Consider the following 20,174-nt stretch of genomic DNA (forward strand, 5'->3'; position numbering starts at 1 on the left):
AGGGGGCTGGCGCGGGGCTCGCGCGGAGGGGGCTGGCGCGGGGCTCGCGCGGAGGGGGCTGGCGCGGGGCTCGCGCGGAGGGGGCTGGCGCGGGGGGGTCAGCGCTTCAGCACCGACATGGCCGCGTTGTGTCCGGCGATCCCGCTCACGCCGCCGCCCCTGCGGGCGCTCGCGCCGCACATCAGGATGCGCTCGTGCTCGGTCTCCACGCCCCACCGCTCCCCGTCTTCCGCGTACGGCCAGCTCAGGTCGGTGTGGAAGATGTGGCCGCCCGGCAGCCCGGCCTCGTTCTCCAGGTCGACCGGGGATTTGGCCTCGACGCACGGGGTGCCGTCGGGGGCTCTGAGCAGGCAGTCCTCGATGGGCTCGGCGAGGACGGAGTTGATGGAGGCGAAGGTGGCGTCCAGGGCCGCCTTTCTCGCTTTATCCGGATTTTTCCGGAAAAGGCGGGCGGGCATGTGGAGGCCGAACAGCGTCATCGTCTCGGCCTCGCCCCTGAGCCCGGGCCCGAGAATCGACGGGTCGGTCAGCGAATGGCAGTAGACCTCGGCCGGCGGCACCTCCGGGATCTCCCCTCGCGCCGCCTGCCCGTAGGCGGCGGCGAGCTGGTCGCGGCTCTCGTTGATGTGGAACGTGCCGCTGAAGGCCGCCCGCGGGTCCACGGACGCGTCCTTCAGCCGGGGCAGCCTCGTCAGCACCATGTTGACCTTCAGCTGCGCGCCCTCGGGGACTCTCCCGGGCCTGCCCTGCGCCCGGTCGAGCACTCGGTCGAGCACGGCCGGCGGCAGGTTGACCAGCACGTGGCCGCCGTTCACCGTGTGCTCGCCGCCCTCGTCCGCGAACGTGACCTCGCCGGACGGCGAGATCCCGACGATCTCGGCCCCGGTCCTGATCTCGGCGCCCGCCCGCCTGGCCGCCGCCTCCAGCGCCCCCGAGACGGCGCCCATGCCGCCGACGGGGACGTTCCACTCGCCGTTGCCGTCACCGATCACGTGGTACAGGAAGCACCGGTTGGCCAGCAGGTCGGTGGCGGGGTCGGCGAACGTGCCGATGAGCGCGTCGGTCAGCACGACGCCGCGCACGGTGTCGTCCCCGAAGCGCTCCTCCACGGTCCGGCCGATCGGCCGCCCGAACAGGTCCCGCCACGCCTCGGGGCCGACGAGCCGTTCGACCTCGGCGGCGGACGGGAGGGGTTCGAGCAGCGTGGGCGCCAGGGCCTGCGCCACGCGCGCGGTCATGCCGTAGAAGTCCTGCCACGCCTTGTGGTCGGCCTCGCCGCCGGTGACCTCCCGGAACGAGGCCGCCGTCGCCGCCGCGTCCTCGTTGTCGACGAGCAGGCCGGTCTCGCCCCTGGGCGTGTACGAGGCGTAGCGCCGGCGACGCAGCTCCAGGTCCAGGCCCAGATCGCGAACGATCGCCGAGGGCAGGAGGCTGACCAGGTAGGAGTAGCGCGACAGCCTTACGTCGACGCCGGGGAAGGCTCGCGCGGAGATCGCCAGACCGCCCACGTGGTCATGCCGCTCCAGGACGAGCACGCTGCGCCCCGCCCCGGCCAGATAGGTGGCCGCCACCAGCCCGTTGTGCCCGCCTCCGGCCACGATCACGTCATACGACCCCATCTCCGCACCATATGACCCCACCCACACCACCCGTCAACGCTCAATCGCGGACATTTCTCCCCCAACTCCCGGCCCGAACGACACCGGGGGGATCACTGGCGGGCGCCGCGCCCCTGTGTGATCCTCAGGTGGACCGCCACTTGATCAGCGCCGTAACCAGCTGCTTTCCCGACAAATCCCGTAAAATACGTCTTTCGCCCTAGTAGGCACGGACCACCCGAGGAGCACGAAACTCACCATGCGCACCACCCCCGACTCCGTTCTGCAGCCGTCCGACGAGGTCGCCGAGGCCCTGGCGAACGGCGCGCCCGTCGTCGCCCTGGAGTCCACGATCATCTCCCACGGGCTGCCGCAGCCGCGCAACCTGGAGGTGGCGCGCGAGCTGGAGGGGATCGTACGGGCGGCCGGCGCCGTTCCGGCCACGATCGCCGTGCTGGACGGCGTGCCCCGCATCGGTCTCGACGAGGCCGGGCTGGAGCGCATCGCGACCGAGTCCGGCCTGCGCAAGCTGGGGCAGCGGGACCTGCCCGTGGCGGCGGCGCTGAAGGCCAGCGGCGCGACCACCGTGTCGGCCACATCCTTCCTGGCCGCCCGCGCCGGCATCCGCGTCTTCGCCACCGGCGGCCTCGGCGGCGTACATCGCGGCTGGACCGAGGACCAGGACGAGTCCGCCGACCTCGACACGCTGGCCCGCACCCGCATCACCGTGGTCTGCGCCGGCGTCAAGTCGATCCTCGACGTGCCCGCGACGCTGCAGCGCCTCGAGACGCGCGGCGTGAGCGTGGCCGGCTACCGCACTGACACTTTCCCCGGCTTCTACCTGCACTCCTCCGGCCAGCCGATCGAGTGGCGGATCGAGTCGCCCGCCGAGGCGGCGGCGATCATGCGCGGCCAGGACGCGCTCGGCGGCCAGGAGACGGCGCTGATCGTCGCCAACCCCGTCCCCGTGGACCAGCAGCTCGACCCCGAGCTCCACGACCGCGTGCTGGCCGAGGCGCTGGCCGCCGCCGAGCGGCAGGGCGTCAAGGGGCAGGCGATCACGCCGTTCCTGCTGGGCTACCTGGTGGACGGCACCGGCGGGGCCTCCCTGGAGGCCAACCTGGCCGCCGTGCGCGGCAACGTCGCCCTGGCCTCCCAGATCGCCCACTCATGGGCACGACCGTGAGGGACGATCTGACGGGCGACCAAGCGGGCGACCAAGCGGGCGATCTGACGAGCGATCTGACGGGCAGGGTGACGGGCAACGCTCTGCTCGTCATCGGCGACGTCGTCACCGATGTGGTGGCGTTGCACGGTTCGCCGGTCATGTCGGGCACCGACACCGCTGCCGACATCGTCCTGCGCCCCGGCGGCTCCGGCGCGAACACCGCCGCCTGGGCCGCCCGCCTCGGCGCCGACGTGCGCCTGCTGGCCAGGCTCGGCTACGACAGCAGCGAGTGGCACACCGCCGAGCTGGCCAGGGCGGGGGTGCGCCCGCACGTCTCGGTCGATCCCGACCGCCCCACCGCCGTCGTGATCGCGATGGTGGACCGGAGCGGCGAGCGGACGATGCTCACCAACCGCGGCGCGGGCGGCCTGATCTCCGAGGCCGACTGGGACCCGGCCCTGCTCGACGGCGCCGCCCGGCTCCACCTGTCCGGCTACCTGCTGTTCGCCGACGGCGGGCTGCGGCTGGCCAGGCTGGCGATGGCCGAGGCCGCCGCCGCGGGGATCGCGATCAGCGTCGACCCGGCCTCCACCGGCCCGCTGCGCGACTTCGGGGTTGAACGTTTCATCCGCGAATCCGCCCCTGCCGGCCTGATCCTCCCGAATCTTGATGAGGCCCTCTTGCTGAGTGGGGCCACGACGGCGGAGCGCGCCGCCGTACTCTTGAGTGAGACATACGGCACAGCGATCGTGAAGCTGGGAGCGGGGGGCGCGCTGGCCGCCGTGGACGGCGAGGTCGTCGCGGCGGCGGCAGGCGCGTCCACCGAGGTCGTGGACTCGACGGGAGCGGGTGACGCGTTCGCCGCCGGGTACCTCACCGGGGTTTTGCAGGGTGTCAGCGAAGAGGCGGCTTTGGAAGCAGGTTGCCGTGCTGGTGCCGCATGTGTGGCCCAGGTGGGCGGTCGGCCACGGTACGGTTTGGAGCTGAACCGTCTTTACCCTATTCACACTGATTGATAGCTTGCCGCGTAAGCTGCACCATTAGCCACACGCGTTTCGGTCAGCACCACGCGGCTCACTGGGGAGGATAAGGTCCGCCGATGGAAGTCGAGTCATCGATCTGCCTGAGCGACCTAGTCCCTGCGCTGCGCTGGAGCCGCCCACAGCAGGTGGCCGAGGCGTTGGGCGATCCACGGCTGCCGGCGGGATGGTGGCACTCTCTCACGCTGTCCAGGGCGCTCGGCACGGCGGGGCTCGACTGGATCTGCGAACGTCTGGCGCGGCTGGCCTCCTCCCGCTGGGACTACCTGCCGCTGGCCGACCTGCTGCCCGCGCTGACGGTTCACCACGTCGATCCGGCGCTGCCGGGCTGGCCCGAGGCCACCCGTACGGCGATCACCGGGCTCGGCGGCTGGCAGCGGCTGCGCCGCCTGTCCCCCAGCGACCTGGGCACGCCGTCGGCGACGCCGGAGGTGGTGATCGGCTCCGTCTTCCGCGAGATCCTCGGCCGCATCCCGGCCCAGCGTGAGGCCCCCGAAGCCCAGCGTGAGGCTCCCGCGGCCCAGCGTGTGGCTCCCGCGGCCGATCATCCCGAGGTCACCCGGCCGCTCATCCGTGGCACGGGTCCCTTCCCCGTACAGGCCGACCCGGTGCCCCAGACCGGCATGTTCGCCGCCCAGAGCGGCGCCGCCGAACGCCCCTTCGCGAACCAGGGCCAGGCCGACGCCGCGCCGCAGCGCCCGGCCGCCGCCGCGGACCCGCGCCAGACGGGCTCGTTCCCGGTCCAGCAGCCCCCGGGCACCGGGCCTCTCGCCGCCCAGGGGCAGGACAGCGGCTCCGGGCCGCAGACCGGTTCCTTCCCCGCGGTGTCCGACCGCTCCTCGCCCGCGTCGCAGAGCCGCCAGACCGGCTCCTTCCCGGTCCAGCCGGGCCAGGACGGCAGCGCGCCGCCGCGTCAGACGGGGTCGTTCCCCGCGCAGACCGGCTCGTTCTCGGCCCAGCCGCAGACCGGCTCGTTCCCGGCTCAGCAGCAGGGCGGCGAGCCGCGGCAGGGGCTCGCCGGCGAGGGCCTCCCGCCGCGCCCGGCCCCCGGCCAGCCCGAACGCGCCCCGCAACGCCCCGCCGGTCCCCAGGCCGCCTCCCAGGCAGGTTCCCAGCCCGGCCGCCAGGACGACGGCTCCGCCTCCGGCGGTCCCAGCACCGGGTCCATGCCCGCCGTCCCGGGCGGCCCCAGCACCGGGTCCATGCCGGCGGTCCCCGGCGGCCCCAGCACGGGATCCATGCCCGCCGTCCCCGGCCCGGCGAACGCCTCCAAGAGCAACGGCACCCCGAGCTACCCCGCGCCCGCGCCTGTGCCCAGTGCTCCGGCGGTCCCCGCCAGTCCCGTGCCGACCGACGCCGACCACGCGATGGTCCGGGTCGTGGACAACCTGTTCCGCAGCCTGGACAAGCTGGAGCTGGCGGTGGCCGTGCACCGGCTGTTCGCGGAGGACCCGGTCAGCCTGCGCACGCTCGCCCACAAGATGCTGGTCGACCGGGACGCGCTCTCCCAGGCCCAGCGCACGGCCGAGGAACGCGTGCTGCACTGGCTCCGCTCCTCGGAGTCCGCGCCGGTCACGGGCCACATGTTCCGCCTGACCGAATGGCTCGGCGCGGCGGCCACCGAGGACCAGCTCATCGGCGCCGACCCCGCCCACCCCGTGACCGTCCCGTCGCTGCGCACCCCACTCTGGCGCGTGCTGGTGACCCTCATGCCCGACCGCCGCTTCCAGGACGGCTGGCTGGTCGTGGGCGACCTGCACCGCCTTCAGGACCGTACGAGGCAGCTCCTGGCCTCCAGCCCGTCCGACGCGGACGTCGTGGAGCTGATGGGCGAGCTGGGCATCCGCGCCCACTCCGCCAGGGCCTGGTACGACGCCCTGCCCCAGGAGTCGAGCGGCGACGCGGTGGCCGAGGCCCCGTCGCCCGCCCAGCCCCTGCCCCGCCGCACGCCGGGCGCCAACGGCCACCATCACCGGGGCGGCCAGCCCATCCCGTCGGCGGCCTCTGCGGCGGGCTCGATCGACCCGTCCGCGGCCCTGGCGACGCTCTCGGCGCTGTCGGGCGGCCGTTCGCCGATGCTGGCGGGCACTCCCCCGACGCCGCCTCCGCCGCTGCCGGGCCCGTCCTCGGACCCGCGCCGCTGGCAGCGCATCGAGGTGACCCCCGAGCATCTCAGGGGCGGCCCGGTGCCGGTGCCGGAGGGCTACGCGGCCCAGCTCGGCATGCGCCCCGGCACGCTGCTGTCGGTGACCGGCCCGGGGGACAACGCCATCGTCCTGGTCTGGCAGGGTCACCAGCCGGTCTTCGACTCCCTTCAGCCGGTGCTGATGCGGCTGAACGCCCGCCCCGGCGACCAGGTCTACGTCACGGTGGACGGCTACCGCCTGGAAGCCCAGCTGACGGCCTGAGGCCCGCCCAGGCCGGTCACAGAAGCAGGTCGGACAGGCCCGGTCACAGAGCCGCATCGGACAGGTCTGCCACAGAGGGGCACGTCGAACAGGCCGGTCACAGGGGCGCGTCGAACAGCCGCAGCCGGTAGGCGGTGGCGGCGGCCTCGCCCCGGGTGGCGACGCCCAGCTTGGCCAGGATGTTGGAGACGTGCACGCTCACCGTCTTCGCCGAGATGAACAGCGCCTCGGCGATCTCCCGGTTGCTCCGCCCGTCGGCCACCTCCCGCAGCACCTCCAGCTCCCGAGCCGTCAGGCCCAGCGGCGGCCCGTCGGCCGCCTCCTCTGCGCCCCCGATCCTGGCCCGCCGCCTGACGGCGTCGATCTGCTCCAGCAGCGGCGTCGCGCCCAGCCGGCCGGCCAGCTCCCGCGCGCGGCCCAGCCGCGCCGCGGCCTCCTGCCGGTCGCCGCACGCCAGCGCCGCCTGCGCCGCGCCCACCAGGCACCGCGCCTCGGCGTACGGCTGCCGCAGCGCCGCCCACGCCCCCGCAGCCTGGTCCCAGGCCTTGAACTGCCACGCGCCCGGCTCGCCGGCGCCGTCGTCCGCCTCGTGCCCCGTCAGCGCCGCGAAGGTGAGGCGGTGGGCGTGCTGAAGGTCCCCGTCGGCCTCGACCTCCCGCCCCAGCGCCCGGAGCCGCTCCAGGAGGGCCGCGCCGAGCATCGCCAGCGGCGTGGCCCCGCCCGCGGGTGCGGATGCCCAAGCGCGCCCGGGATGCGGCGCCACGGAGGCGAGCAGGTCGGCGATCGTCACCAGCACCGGCCAGGAGTAACGCGGGGTGTCCAGCAGATCGCGCTCCTCCATGGCCCGGGCGGCCACCTCGACCGCGGCCTCGAGCTCCCCGCGCGCCTGCAGCAGCCGCACCTCCCTGCACAGGTGCGGCAGGACGGTCTGGTCGCGGAAGGTCCCGCGCGACAACACGCCCCGCGACGACCCCAGCAACCGCTCGGCCCGGTCGAACTCCCCGCGCGCCAGCGCGATGTCCACGGCGAACCCCTGCAGGCTGGCCTGGTAGGGCGCCGGCGGCGCGAGGTCGAGCGCGTGCTCGACCACCTCCAGCGCCTCCTCCCACTGCCCCAGCGACACCAGCGGCTCGGCGAGGTTGATCGACAGGAACGCGCCGGACGTGCGGGCCAGCCCGTACTGGCGGGCCTCCTCGATGCCGTCGCGGGCCACCCGCGCGGCCCGCTCGTGGCGGCCCGCCCCCTCCAGCGCGTCGGACTCGGAGATCGCGCAGCGCATCAGCGCGTTGAACGCCCTGTCGCCGCCGGCGATCCTGCGCGCCTCCGCGAACGCCTCCATCTGCGCGTCGATCTCGGAGAAGCCGAACCGCGCCCAGGCGAGGTCGATCAGCGCGTGCGCCTCCACCCTGCGGTCGCCCAACTCGTGGGCGATCTCCATCGCGAGCCGGCCCGTGGCGAGCCGCTCCGACCAGGCCTCGCGCCCGTGGAGCATGCGGGACAAGGTCTCCAGGACCTGGGCGCGGAGGTTGCTCGGCTCGTCGGAGGCGACCAGCGCGGCCGCCTCGCGCAGGTCGTCGAGGAAGCCGGGGCGGCCCAGGTCGTAGCGGGTCAGGCCGCGCTGGCGCAGCAGCTTGGCCGCCCTGATCGGGTCGGCGTCGCGGTCGATCTCGGCGAGGGCGGCGCTCGCCAGGGCGATGGCCCGTTCGTACTCGCCGGCGAGGTGCGCGACCGTGGCCGTGTTCCGGAGCACGTCGGTGCGGTCGCAGCCGATGCGCTCGACGGCGTCGGGCACCTGGTCCCACAGCTCCAGCACCCTGGACAACATCCCGAGCTGCTCGTCGTAGGCGGTGGACCTGCGGGCGACGCCGGCCGCCTGCCAGGCGCTGACCAGCGCCCAGGTGGAGTCGTGGGCGGAGTGCCAGTGGTGGGCCAGCTCGATCGCGCCGCGCGGGGCGGGCAGGATCGACAGGTCGCGCTCAAGCGCCTCGGCGAAGCGCGTGTGCAGGCGGGTGTGCTCGCCGGGCAGCAGGTCGTCGTGGAGCGCCTCGCGGATCAGCGCGTGCCGGAAGCAGTAGCCCTCACCGTCGACGGTGAGCACGTTTCCGGCCACGGCGGGCCGCAGCGCGCCGGCGAGCGCGCTCTCGTCGAGCCCGGCGACGGCGGAGAGCAGGTCGTGCTCGATGCGCTGCCCGCCGGCGCTGGCCACGCGCAGCAGCTCCTGCGTCTCGGCGGGCAGCCGCTCGACGCTGGCCAGCAGCAGGTCGCGCAGCGACTCCGGCAGCGCGACGCCGCCTCCGTCGCTGAGCAGCGCCTCCACGAACAGCGGGTTTCCCTCGCTGCGCGCGTAGATCAGGTCCATGTCGGCGGGGGACGGCTCCCGCTCCAGGATGCCCGCCGCCTGCGCGACGGCCTCCCTGCGGGTGAGCCTGCGCAGCTCGATCCTGCGCACCCGCTCGACCCGGCCCAGCTCGGCCAGGAGCGGCCGCAGCGGGTGGGTGCGGTGCAGCTCGTCGGTGCGGTACGTGACCACGATCAGCAGGCCCGTCGCGGTGGGCTGATAGCGGACCAGGAACGACAGCAGGTCGCGGGTGGACCGGTCGGCCCAGTGGGCGTCCTCGACGATCAGCAGCACGGGACGCTCTTCGGCCAGCCGCTCCAGCAGCCCCAGCACCTGCTCGAACAGCCGCGCCCTGGCCTCCGGCCCGTCCCCGTCCGGCTCGCCGAACTCGGGCAGCAGCCGCGCCAGCCCGCGCGTGCCCCCGGGCACGAGTGCCGCCACCCCGTCGCGGCCCAGCTCGCGCACCAGCCCCCGCAGCACGGCGGTGAACGGCGCGAACGGCAGGCCCTCTGTGCCCAGCTCCAGGCACCCGCCGACGAGCACCAGCACGTCGTCGGCCCGGTCGGTGAACTCCTTGATCAGCCGTGTCTTGCCGACCCCGGCCTCGCCGCCGACGAGCACGGCGGACGACGCCCCGGCACGCGCCCCGGCCAGCGCGTCGCCGAGGGCGGCGAGCTCACGGGCACGCCCGACGAAACGGGGGCTGACGGCGTGGATACTCACGCCCTAAGAATGCCATCAGACGACGACAGAATTCCTGCCGGGCCGCTCGGCGCGGACCTTCGCGGAGGCCGGCCCGGAGACAGGCCCGGAGACTCGCACGAAGACCGGCCGGGAGACCGGCCCGGAGGCTAGCGCAGGACCTTGCGGAAGAACGTGGCGGAGGCCTCGTAGCCGAGCGCGTGGTAGAACTCGGGCGCCCGCCGCGTGGCCATCGCCACGTAGCCCGCCTCCCGCGAGCGCGCCCACCGCTCGAACTCCTCCAGCAGGGCCCGCCCGATGCCCTGCCGGCGTGCCCCGGACCCGACCATGGCCTCCTCGACCCAGGCCACCGGCCCGTTGGCGAACAGCGTCAGATGCACGAACCCCAGCAGGTAACCCTGGACGCGCCCGCCCACGACGGCCGCGAGCAGCAGAGCATCCTCGTTCGCCAGCAGCTCGGGCAGAGCGGCGTCGAAGGCCCCGCGCTCCGGCCTGAACGTCAGACCGAACTCGCGCGCCAGCGCGAACACCTCGTCCGCGTCGGCCTTCTCCGCCCTCCTGATGAGAAGATCGTCAGCCGTCATGACTGATGACACTAGATCGTCCGAGGTGGCGGGCGCAAACTCCCACGACTTCGACCTTCGCCCCGCCGCGGACATTCAGAGGTCTCCCAGGCCGAGCTGGCGGGCGATGAGCATGCGCTGGACCTCGCTCGTGCCCTCCCCGATCTCCAGCACCTTGGCGTCGCGGTAGAAGCGTCCCACGGGGAACTCGTTCATGAACCCGTAGCCGCCGAACACCTGCGTGGCGTCCCGCGCGTTGTCCATGGCGGCGTTCGAGGAGACCAGCTTGGCAATCGCGGCCTCCTTCTTGAACGGCGCCCCGGCCAGCATCTTCTCGGCCGCGTGGTAGTAGGCCAGGCGGGCGGTGTGGGCGCGGACCTCCATGTCGGCGATCTTGAACTGGATGGCCTGGTAGTGGCCGATCGGGTGGCCGAACGCCTTCCGGTCCCTGACGTACTTGAGGCTTTCGTCCACGCACCCCTGGGCCAGTCCCACGCTGAGCGCGGCGATCGCGACGCGGCCCTCGTCAAGGGTCTGCAGGAACTGCGCGTAGCCGCGGCCGCGCTCGCCCAGCAGGTTCGCGGCGGGGACGCGGCAGTCGGCGAAGGACAGCTCGCGCGTGTCGGAGGCGTTCCAGCCGACCTTGGAGTACTTCTTCGACACCGTGAACCCGGGCGTGCCGCTCGGCACGAGGATCGTGGAGATCTCCCGCTCGCCGGTGAGCGCGGCCACGCCGACGACGGCCGTGATGTCGGTGCCGGAGTTCGTGATGAAGGCCTTCGTCCCGTTGATCACCCATTCGGAACCGTCCAGCACGGCCGTGGTCCGCATCCCGCCCGGCACGTCGGACCCGCCGCCCGGCTCCGTCAGGCCGAACGCGCCCAGCGCGGAGCCCGAGGTCAGCCTGGGCAGCCAGTGCTCGCGCTGCTCGTCGGTGCCGAACCGGTAGATCGGCATCGCGCCCAGCGACACCGCGGCCTCCAGGGTGATCGCCACGCTGGAGTCGACGCGGGCCAGCTCCTCCAGCGCCACGCACAGCGCGAAGTAGTCGCCGCCCATGCCGCCGTACTCCTCCGGGATCGGCAGCCCGAACAGCCCCATGGCGCCCATCTGCCGCACGATGTCGTACGGGAACTCCTCCCGTTCGTAGTAGTCGCCGATCACCGGCGCGACCACCTCGCGGGCGAACGCCTCGACGGTCTTGCGCAGCTCTTCGTACTCATCCTTGAGCATGGTCAGCCTTTCGACAGCGCCTGGACGACGCGGGAGGGGCTGGGCCGGCCGAGCAGCTCCGCCAGCCAGGTGCTGGTGGACACGAGCTTGCCCAGGTCGAGCCCGGTCTCGATGCCGAGCCCCCGCAACATCCAGACCAGGTCTTCGGTGGCGAGGTTGCCGGTGGCGGACTCGGCGTAGGGGCAGCCGCCGATGCCGCCCGTGGAGGCGTCGATCGTGGTCACGCCCGCTCTCAGCGCGGCCAGGGTGTTGCCGAGCGCCTGGCCGTAGGTGTCGTGGAAGTGCACGGCGAGCCGCTCGGGGCGGCGGAACGCCTTGATCAGCGCGGTCACGTGCCCGGGCGTGCCGACCCCGATCGTGTCGCCGAGCGACAGCTCGTAGCAGCCGAGCCCGAGCAGCCGCTCCCCGACCGAGACCACCTGGGCGATCGGCGTCGGCCCCTCCCAGGGGTCGCCGAAGCACATCGACGCGTACGCGCGCACCCGCACGCCGTTGTCCAGCGCCCTGGCCACGACCGGCCCGAACATCTCGAACTGGCTCTCCAGGCTCCGGTTGAGGTTCTTGGCGGCGAACGTCTCGGTGGCGCTGGCGAAGATGGCGATCTCGTCCACGCCGCGTTCCAGCGCCCGGTCGAGGCCGCGCAGGTTGGGGACCAGGACCGGGTAGCGCACGCCCGGCTTCCTGCGCAGCCGGGCGAGCAGGTCGTCGGCGTCGGCGAGCTGCGGCACCCACTTGGGGTGCACGAAGCTGGTCGCCTCGATCACCTTGTGCCCGGCGTCCGCGAGGCGGTCGATGAACTCGGCCTTCACCTCGACGGGCACGATCGAGGACTCGTTCTGCAGGCCGTCGCGCGGTCCGACCTCGTAGATCGTGACCTGCTGCGGAAGCCCTTCCATCGGGTAAGGCATCACGACTCCTCTGTGACCACGGCGAGGACGGCGTCCATGTCGACCGGCCGGCCCGCCTGGACGGGCAGCTCGGCGACCACGCCGTCGCGGGGCGCGGTGACGGTGTGCTCCATCTTCATGGCCTCCACGATGACCAGCGGCTGGCCCGCGCTGACCCGGTCGCCGGCCTGGGCCTTGACCACCAGGACGGTGCCGGGCATGGGGCTCCTGACGACGCCGTCGCCCGAGGCCGCCGCGCCGGGCCGGTCGCCGGGGTCGCCGATGAGGTGCCGGGTGAGCGCCCACGCCGCGCCGTCCTTGCCGAGCCAGAGCGTGTCGGCCTGGCGTACGCGCAGGTAGTGCTCGGTACGGCCGCCGATCGTGACGGTCAGCTCCCCGTCGCCGAGCCGGATGCGCGCGGCGGCGATCTCACCATTTATCAGGACCTCTGCGGATTCTTCGGGCAGGCCGCGGACCTGGACCGCGTGCACCCCGTCCCTCGACTCCAGCCGCCACGTCGTCCAGGCAGGCGAGCCCACCCGCCAGCCGTCCGTGACCTCCCACGGGTCGTCGCCCCGCGGCAGGGCGGCGTGGAAGGCGAGCGCCGCCGCGGCGAGCACCTCGCCGGGCACGTCGGCGGGCGGGACCAGCTCGGGGAGCACGCGTTCGACCAGCCCGGTGTCCAGCTCGCCCGCCTTGACCGCCGGGTGCTCGGCGAGGGCCCGCAGGAACGGGATGTTGGTGACCACGCCGAGCACGGCCGTGCCGGCCAGGGCGCGGTCGAGCGTCCTGAGCGCCGAGGCCCGGTCCGGCGCCCAGGCGACGACCTTGGAGAGCATCGGGTCGAACTCGCTGCCCACGACGCCGCCCTCGACCAGCCCGGAGTCCACCCGTACGACGGGCGCGGGAGAGCCGGAGACGCCGCCGTCCGGCTCGCGCAGCGCCAGCACGCGGCCGCCCGTGGGCAGGAAGCCGCGGGCCGGGTCCTCGGCGTAGACGCGGGCCTCGACGGCGTGCCCGTCGAGCCGCACGTCCTGCTGCCCGAACGGCAGCGGCTCCCCCGCCGCCACCCGCAGCTGCAGCTCGACCAGGTCGAGCCCGGTCACCAGCTCGGTGACGGGGTGTTCCACCTGCAGGCGGGTGTTCATCTCCATGAAGTGGTAGGACCCGGTGGTCCCGTCCACGATGAACTCGACCGTGCCCGCTCCCACGTAGCCCACCGAGCGCGCGGCCTCCACCGCGGCCGCGCCCATGCGGGCGCGCGTCTCGGGGCCGACGAACGGCGAGGGCGCCTCTTCGATGATCTTCTGGTGCCTGCGCTGCAGGCTGCACTCGCGCTCGCCCAGGTGCACGACGTTGCCGTGGGCGTCGGCCAGGATCTGCAGCTCGATGTGGCGCGGGCTCTCGACGTACCGCTCGATCAGCAGGGTCCCGTCGCCGAACGCCGCCCGCGCCGTGCGCCGGGCCGACTCCAGGGCGTCGGGCAGCTCGGCGGCCGACCGTACGAGCACCATGCCCTTGCCCCCGCCGCCCGCCGACGGCTTGATCAGCGCGGGGAACTCGCGCCAGGACTCCAGCGAGTCGCCGGGCTCGGCCCCGCCGGGCACGACGGGGACCCCTGCCGCCGACACCGTGGCCTTGGCGCGGATCTTGTCGCCCATCGCGTCGACAGCCTCAGGGGGCGGGCCGACGAACACCAGCCCGGCCTGCGCGCACCGCCGCGCGAACGCGGCGTTCTCGGCGAGGAAGCCGTATCCGGGGTGTACGGCCTGCGCCCCGGACGCCAGCGCCGCCCCGACGATCGCCTCAATATCCAGATATTTCGGCACTTGGTGGGCTAGGTCGGCCTCCAGCACGTGGCGGGCTCCGGCGTCCGACGCCGTGTGCACGGCCACCGACGTGATGCCGAGCCGGCGCAGCGTGCGGATGACCCGTACGGCGATCTCGCCCCTGTTGGCGATCAGAACACGGTCGAACAACATGCGTCACATCCGAAAGACGCCGTAACCGGCGGGTTCGAGCGGGGCGTTGGCCGCCGCGGACAGCGCCAGGCCGAGGACGGTGCGGGTGTCGAGCGGGTCGATCACGCCGTCGTCCCACAGCCTGGCCGTGGAGTAGTACGGGTTGCCCTGGTGCTCGTACTGGGCCCTGATCGCGTCGGCGTCGGCGGCGCCGACCGTCGTGAGGACGTTCGCGGCCTGCTCGCCGCCCATGACCGAGATGCGGGCGTTCGGCCACATCCACAGGAACCTGGGCGAGTACGCCCGCCCGGCCATCGCGTAGTTCCCCGCCCCGAAGGACCCCCCGATGACGACGGTGAACTTGGGCACCCGCGCGCACGAGACGGCGGTGACCATCTTGGCGCCGTGTTTGGCGATGCCGCCCGCCTCGTAGGCCTTGCCGACCATGAAGCCGCTGATGTTCTGCAGGAAGACGAGCGGGATCCGGCGCTGGTCGCACAGCTCGATGAAGTGGGCGCCCTTCATGGCGGACTCGCTGAACAGGATGCCGTTGTTCGCCACGATCCCCACCGGATGGCCGTGCAGGTGGGCGAACCCGGTCACGAGGGTCGAGCCGTACTCGGCCTTGAACTCCAGGAAGCGCGAGCCGTCCACGATCCTGGCGATCACCTCGTGCACGTCGTACGGCCGGCGCGTGTCGGCGGGCACGATCCCGTGCAGGTCGCGCGGGTCGTGCCGGGGCGGCTCGGGCGCGATCGTGTCCCAGGGGCGCGGCGCGCGCGGGGCCAGGGTGGAGACGATGTCGCGGACGATGGCCAGCGCGTGCGCGTCGTCCTCGGCGAGGTGGTCGGTGACGCCGCTGACCCGCGCGTGCAGGTCGCCGCCGCCCAGCTCCTCGGCCGTGACCTCCTCGCCGGTGGCCGCCTTCACCAGGGGCGGGCCGCCCAGGAAGATCGTGCCCTGGCCGCGCACGATGACGGCCTCGTCGCTCATCGCGGGCACGTACGCGCCGCCCGCCGTGCACGATCCGAGCACGGCGGCGATCTGCGGGATGCCGCGGGCGGACATGGTGGCCTGGTTGTAGAAGATGCGGCCGAAGTGCTCGCGGTCGGGGAACACCTCGTCCTGCCTGGGCAGGAACGCGCCGCCCGAGTCGACGAGGTAGACGCACGGCAGGCGGTTGTGCAGCGCCACCTCCTGCGCGCGCAGGTGCTTCTTGACCGTGATCGGGTAGTACGTGCCGCCCTTCACGGTGGCGTCGTTGGCGACGATCACGCACTCGCGGCCGGAGACCCGGCCGACCCCTGTGATGATCCCCGCGGCGGGCGCCTGGTCGTCGTAGAGGCCGTTCGCGGCCAGCGGCGACAGCTCCAGGAAGCGGGATCCGGGGTCGAGCAGGCCGTCGACGCGGTCGCGCGGCAGCAGCTTGCCGCGCTCGACGTGGCGCAGGCGCGAGCGCTCGGGGCCGCCCCTGGCGGCCGCTTCCAGCCGTTCGAGCAACTCGGCGGCGAGCCGCTCGTTGAGCTCGGCGTTGCGCTTGTACGCCTCGCCGCCGGGATCGGCGGACGATTTCAGCACCGGCCACTCGCTCATGACACCCCTCTCATGGCACGAGATGTTAGTCATCATTAACGTAACCGTCTAGCATGTGAGACGTGACCACCACCTCCTCATCTACCCGGAATCGCGGCAACCGGCGCGGGGAAATCCTGGCGGCGGCGGCCCGGCTGTTCGCCGCGCGCGGGTTCCACGGCGTCTCGATCGAGGACATCGGCGCCGCGGTCGGCGTCTCGGGCCCCGCGCTCTACCGGCACTTCAGCGGCAAGGACGCGCTGCTGTCGGAGATGCTGCTCGACGTCAGCTCGCGCCTGCGCGAGTCGGCCGCGGCGGTGGTCACCTCGTGCCCGGATCCGCAGGAGACGCTGGACGCGCTGCTCAACGTGCAGATCACGTTCGCGCTCGAACAGCCGGCGCTGATCACCGTGCACGACAGGGAGCTGGGCAACGTGCCCGAGCCGGAGCGGCGCCAGATCAGGCGGCTGCAGCGGCTCTACGTCGAGGAGTGGGTGACCGTGCTGGCCGAGCTGCACCCCGCGTGCCCGGCCGCGCGGCTGCGCGCCACGACGCACGCCGTGTTCGGGCTGCTCAACTCCACGCCGCACAGCGCGGGCGAGCTGGGCGCGGGTGACATGCGGCCGCTGCTGCACGCCATGGCGCGGGCGGCCATCGCCGCCGCTGTTAGCGCTCGCTAACTTCCAGAGGCATGTCTGCGACGCCCTTCCCATGCCAACTATCTAGATATATCGTCAAGCTATCTCGATAGTTGGAGGTAATCGTGGAAGAACCAGACTTCTGGGATGCCCCGCACCCCCACCCCCCGGCGCCGTTCGCGCCCGGCGCACCCCCCGGCCCGCCTCCAGGGCCGGGCCACTTCGGCCCCCCGTTCGCGCCGCACGCGCCGGGCCCGCACTTCGGCACCGTGGTCCACTGGGAGACGCCTGCCCCGCGGGTCCGCCGCGGCGACGTCCGGGCCGCCCTGCTGGTGCTCCTCCTCGAAGAGCCGCAGAACGGCTACCAGATGATCCAGAGCATCGAGGAGCGCAGCCGCGGCGTCTGGCGGCCCAGCCCCGGCTCCGTCTATCCGGCGCTGCAGCAGCTGGAGGACGAGGGCCTGGTGACCGGGGACGAGTCCGGCGGGAGCCGTACATACCGGTTGACGGAGCAGGGCCGCCGCCAGGCGGCCGGGCTCGCCGACCCGGCGCCGTGGGACGAGGTCGCCCGCACGGCCGTGCCGCCGGACCACCACGAGCTGCGCCTGCTGTGGGCCCAGCTCAACGAGGCGTTCTCCCATCTGGTCCGCACGGCCGACGACCGTCAGATCGCGGCGGCCAAGGAGCTGATCAAGAAGACGCGCAAGTCCATGTTCCAGATCCTGGCGGAAGGCTGAGATGGCGGCGGACGCGGCGGTCGCCGTGCGCGGCCTGCGGAAGACGTACGGGAAGGTCGAGGCCGTCAAGGGCGTCGACTTCGAGGTGCGGCCGGGCGAGGTGTTCGGCTTCCTCGGCCCCAACGGCGCCGGCAAGACCACCACCATCAGCATGCTCTGCACGCTGGTCAACCCCACCGGCGGCAGCGCCACCGTGGCGGGCCACGACGTGGTCAAGGAGCGCGACGAGGTCCGCAGGAACATCGGCCTCGTCTTCCAGGACCCCACGCTCGACGGCTACCTGAGCGCCGAGCAGAACCTGCGCTTCCACGCCGAGCTGTACGGCGTCCCCAAGAACGCCGTCGGCGACCGGATCCGGCAGGTCATGGAGATGGTCGCGCTGTGGGACCGCAAGGACGCCAAGGTGATGACGTTCTCGGGCGGCATGAAGCGGCGGCTGGAGATCGCCCGCGGCCTGCTGCACTCCCCGCGGGTGCTCTTCCTCGACGAGCCCACCGTGGGGCTCGACCCGCAGACCCGCTCGGCCATCTGGGGCTACATCAACCAGCTGCGGCTCCTGGAGGACATCACCATCTTCATGACCACGCACTACATGGACGAGGCCGAGTACTGCGACCGGATCGCGATCATCGACCACGGCGAGGTCGTCGTCATCGACTCCCCCGAGGCGCTGAAGGCCAGCGTCGGCAAGGACCGGGTGCAGATCCAGACCGGTGACGACACGGAGGCGATCAAGGCGCTGCGGGAGCGGTTCGGGCTGGAGGCGGCGGTGCGCGAGGGCTCGGTGACGTTCGCGGTGGCCTCGGGCGAGGAGTTCGTGCCCAGGCTGTTCGCCGAGCTCGGCATGCCGATCAGGTCGGTGAGCGTCTCGCGTCCGTCCCTGGACGACGTGTTCATGTCGTACACCGGTTCCACCATCCGCGACGCCGAGGCCGGCGACGGCAACATGGCGTTCATGAGAGCGATGGCGAGGCGATAGCCATGGCGACAGAGGCCGTCAGCGTCCGCGTGCCGGTCCGCGGCGCCGGTCACGACCTGCGGGCGATCAAGGTCGTGCTCCATCGGGAGATGCTGCGTTTCGTCAACGACCGCACCCGCATGGCGTCCATGCTGGTGCAGCCCGTGCTCTGGCTGTTCGTCATGGGCACGGGGCTCGGGTCGCTGGTGCGGGGGGCGATCCCCGGGATCGACTACCGCACGTTCATGTACCCCGGCATGATCTCCATGACCGTGATCATGACCGGGATGTTCTCGGCCGGGTCCATCGTGTGGGACCGCGAGTTCGGCTTCCTCAGGGAGATGCTGGTCGCGCCCGTCTCGCGCGGGGCGATCGTGGTCGGCAAGTGCCTGGGCGGCGCCATCGTGGCCACCGGGCAGGGCATTCTCATCCTGGCCATGGCGGGGCTGGTGGGGGTGCCCTACTCGCCCTCGCTCTTCGTGACGCTGCTGGCGGAGATGTTCCTCGCGGCGTTCACGATCACGGCCTTCGGGGTGATGCTGGCCGCCCGGATGAAGAACATGCAGACCTTCTTCGGGCTGATGCAGATGGCGATCATGCCCATGATGTTCCTGTCGGGGGCGATGTTCCCGCTGGCCAACCTGCCGTCGTGGCTGCACGTGCTGACCGTGGTCAACCCGATGACGTACGCGGTGGACCCGCTGCGCCAGGCGGTCTTCTCGCACCTCGACGTGCCGGCGCAGGTCGACGCGGTGCTGAACCCCGGGGTCCGGTGGTTCGACTTCCAGGTGCCGGTGGTCCTGGAGCTCGGCCTCGTGGCGGCCCTGGGGCTGGTGCTGCTGGGGGTGGGGATCGCGGAGTTCAGGCGGGCGGAGTGAACGGCCTGAATAGACGGAACGAGGCCCGGGGCGGTGTGCCCCGGGCCTCGTCCTTGCATCAGATCAGCGCTTCACCCGGACGTAGTCCGAGCGGCTGGTGGCGCCGTAGGTGTCGTCGTCACCGCTGAACACGAACCGCCAGCGGCCCGAGTCCCAGCCCTTGACCTTGGTGTAGAGCCCGCCGCCGCCGTTCGACCAGGTGGTCTTCACGTACTGCCACTTCTTCGAGCCCGCGGGCTTGAAGAACAGCGCGACCTTGCCCTTGTAGCCCTCCCAGGAGCCCTCGTCGAAGATCTGCAGGCTGCCCTTGAACTTCAGGTACTTCCCGCGCTTCACCGGCTCGGGGTACGCGTTGAACTTGATCAGCCGCGTGTCCGCCTTGGCGGGCGGCGGCGGGGGCGCCGGCTCGTTGACCTTGACCCAGTCGCCGTCGCTGACCGAGCCGCGCACGCCGCGGGTGCCCGCGTACTCGGCCCGCCACCAGCCCGAGTCCTGCGCCGTGGCGGAGGCCCAGAAGCGGCCCTGGCGGCCGGTCACGTCACTGGTGACGTACTCCCACCGGTTCGAACCTGCGGCCTTGAAGAAGATCGAGACCCGCTCGCCGGCCACGCCGCCGCGGTCCTCGACCAGCAGGGCGCCGGAGAACGTGAGCCGGTCGCCCTTGTCCACGGGCTCCGGGCGGGCGTCGAAGCCGGCGATCCTGCTGCCCAGGTCACCGCGCTTGACGTCGACCCGGTCGGCGTCGCTGACCGAGCCCTTGGCCGCGGACGTGGCCGTGAACTCGGCCCGCCACCAGCCCGTCTCGCGGGCCCGTACGTTGGCGCTGAACCAGCCGTTGCCACCGGTCGTCACCTTGGCGATCTCGCGGTAGGCGTCGGTGCCGCGCTCGCGGAAGGTGATGGCGACGGTCTGGCCGCCGTACCCCTTGCCGTCGGCGAGGAGCTGCCCGGTGACCCTGATCAGGTCGCCCTTGTCCACGAGGTCGGGGCTGGCGTCGAAGTCGACGATCTTGGTGTCGAGCACCTTCTTGACGCTGACCTCGAACGTGCCGCCGCGGGAGGCCCCGCCGGCGACGGCGAGCCAGCTCCAGGTGCCGACATTGGTGGAGTCGAAGGACCGGGTGCCGGTCCACTTGGTCCAGTCGCCGTCCTTGGCGGACGTCAGGTCGACGGGCTTGCCGACGCTGACGTCGCCCGGGGGCTTGAGCTGGAGCTCGGCCTTGTCGACCCCCTTGGTGGCGAAGCTGAAGGTGGCCGTGACCGCGCCACCGGTGACGTCGATCGGTGGGCCGGGACTGATCCCCACTCGGGTGATGACGGGATCCGTGGCCGCTGTCGCGACGGAGGGAGCCAGAACCACGGCTCCGGCGCCGAGCGCTACGGCGAGGGCGGCCACACGAATGCGTTGTAACATGTGGGTTCCTTTCTGGAGACCCCAGTCGTTCAACGCGGCATTGAGGGTGCCACGTGTGTCACCTAAGTAGACGTACACAG

Annotated in this window: 15 protein-coding genes; 7 read left to right on the forward strand and 8 right to left on the reverse strand. The window is 72.6% G+C overall.

The window, feature by feature from the left end:
• Positions 1–98: 98 nt before the first annotated feature.
• Entirely contained in the window at positions 99–1,619 is a 1,521-nt protein-coding gene (locus tag ACIBQ1_RS39770; protein WP_397285165.1) for a phytoene desaturase family protein, read from the reverse strand.
• A gap of 238 nt (positions 1,620–1,857) precedes the next feature.
• On the opposite strand from ACIBQ1_RS39770, the gene ACIBQ1_RS39775 reads away from it, so the two are divergent.
• The 3 genes from ACIBQ1_RS39775 (at position 1,858) to ACIBQ1_RS39785 (ending at position 6,214) form a co-directional block, all read left to right on the forward strand.
• On the forward strand, positions 1,858–2,784 hold the full coding sequence (locus tag ACIBQ1_RS39775; RefSeq protein ID WP_397285167.1) for a pseudouridine-5'-phosphate glycosidase: 927 nt from the start codon (positions 1,858–1,860) through the stop codon (positions 2,782–2,784).
• Positions 2,769–3,782: a carbohydrate kinase family protein gene (locus tag ACIBQ1_RS39780; protein WP_397285169.1), complete on the forward strand. Its 1,014-nt coding sequence runs from the start codon at positions 2,769–2,771 to the stop codon at positions 3,780–3,782. Before ACIBQ1_RS39775 ends, ACIBQ1_RS39780 begins: the two co-directional genes overlap by 16 nt.
• A gap of 83 nt (positions 3,783–3,865) precedes the next feature.
• Entirely contained in the window at positions 3,866–6,214 is a 2,349-nt protein-coding gene (locus tag ACIBQ1_RS39785) for a hypothetical protein (RefSeq protein ID WP_397285171.1), read from the forward strand.
• Positions 6,215–6,311: 97 nt separating this feature from the next.
• On the opposite strand, the gene ACIBQ1_RS39790 is transcribed toward ACIBQ1_RS39785, so the two are convergent.
• From ACIBQ1_RS39790 to ACIBQ1_RS39815, 6 genes are all read right to left on the reverse strand, one after another.
• On the reverse strand, positions 6,312–9,275 hold the full coding sequence (locus ACIBQ1_RS39790; protein WP_397285173.1) for an AAA family ATPase: 2,964 nt from the start codon (positions 9,273–9,275) through the stop codon (positions 6,312–6,314).
• 128 nt (positions 9,276–9,403) lie between these two features.
• Entirely contained in the window at positions 9,404–9,838 is a 435-nt protein-coding gene (locus ACIBQ1_RS39795; RefSeq protein WP_192786304.1) for a GNAT family N-acetyltransferase, read from the reverse strand.
• A gap of 75 nt (positions 9,839–9,913) precedes the next feature.
• A complete protein-coding gene (locus ACIBQ1_RS39800) occupies positions 9,914–11,050 on the reverse strand; it encodes an acyl-CoA dehydrogenase family protein (protein ID WP_397285176.1) in 1,137 nt (378 codons plus the stop codon).
• Positions 11,051–11,052: 2 nt separating this feature from the next.
• Positions 11,053–11,958 carry a hydroxymethylglutaryl-CoA lyase gene (locus ACIBQ1_RS39805; RefSeq protein ID WP_397285178.1) on the reverse strand — a complete coding sequence of 302 codons (906 nt, stop codon included), beginning with the start codon at positions 11,956–11,958 and terminating at the stop codon, positions 11,053–11,055.
• Entirely contained in the window at positions 11,958–13,919 is a 1,962-nt protein-coding gene (locus ACIBQ1_RS39810; protein ID WP_397285180.1) for an acetyl/propionyl/methylcrotonyl-CoA carboxylase subunit alpha, read from the reverse strand. Before ACIBQ1_RS39810 ends, ACIBQ1_RS39805 begins: the two co-directional genes overlap by 1 nt.
• Before the next feature lie 3 nt (positions 13,920–13,922).
• Positions 13,923–15,491 (reverse strand): carboxyl transferase domain-containing protein, encoded by a 1,569-nt coding sequence (locus ACIBQ1_RS39815; protein ID WP_397285182.1) that lies wholly within the window; start codon positions 15,489–15,491, stop codon positions 13,923–13,925.
• A 62-nt stretch (positions 15,492–15,553) separates the two neighbouring features.
• On the opposite strand from ACIBQ1_RS39815, the gene ACIBQ1_RS39820 reads away from it, so the two are divergent.
• The 4 genes from ACIBQ1_RS39820 (at position 15,554) to ACIBQ1_RS39835 (ending at position 18,681) form a co-directional block, all read left to right on the forward strand.
• A complete protein-coding gene (locus tag ACIBQ1_RS39820; protein WP_397285184.1) occupies positions 15,554–16,150 on the forward strand; it encodes a TetR/AcrR family transcriptional regulator in 597 nt (198 codons plus the stop codon).
• An 83-nt stretch (positions 16,151–16,233) separates the two neighbouring features.
• Positions 16,234–16,845 (forward strand): PadR family transcriptional regulator, encoded by a 612-nt coding sequence (locus ACIBQ1_RS39825; RefSeq protein ID WP_397285187.1) that lies wholly within the window; start codon positions 16,234–16,236, stop codon positions 16,843–16,845.
• A gap of 1 nt (position 16,846) precedes the next feature.
• Complete coding sequence (locus tag ACIBQ1_RS39830) at positions 16,847–17,824, forward strand: ATP-binding cassette domain-containing protein (protein WP_397285189.1); 978 nt, start codon at positions 16,847–16,849, stop codon at positions 17,822–17,824.
• A 2-nt stretch (positions 17,825–17,826) separates the two neighbouring features.
• Positions 17,827–18,681, forward strand: coding sequence for an ABC transporter permease (locus ACIBQ1_RS39835; protein ID WP_397285191.1), 855 nt, complete (start codon positions 17,827–17,829; stop codon positions 18,679–18,681).
• A gap of 63 nt (positions 18,682–18,744) precedes the next feature.
• Here the strand turns inward: ACIBQ1_RS39835 and ACIBQ1_RS39840 are convergent, their stop codons facing one another.
• A complete protein-coding gene (locus ACIBQ1_RS39840; protein ID WP_397285193.1) occupies positions 18,745–20,094 on the reverse strand; it encodes a hypothetical protein in 1,350 nt (449 codons plus the stop codon).
• Positions 20,095–20,174: the final 80 nt, after the last annotated feature.

Origin of the sequence: Nonomuraea sp. NPDC050153, assembly GCF_044460125.1 — a bacterium.
In the GTDB taxonomy this organism is placed as follows: domain Bacteria; phylum Actinomycetota; class Actinomycetes; order Streptosporangiales; family Streptosporangiaceae; genus Nonomuraea.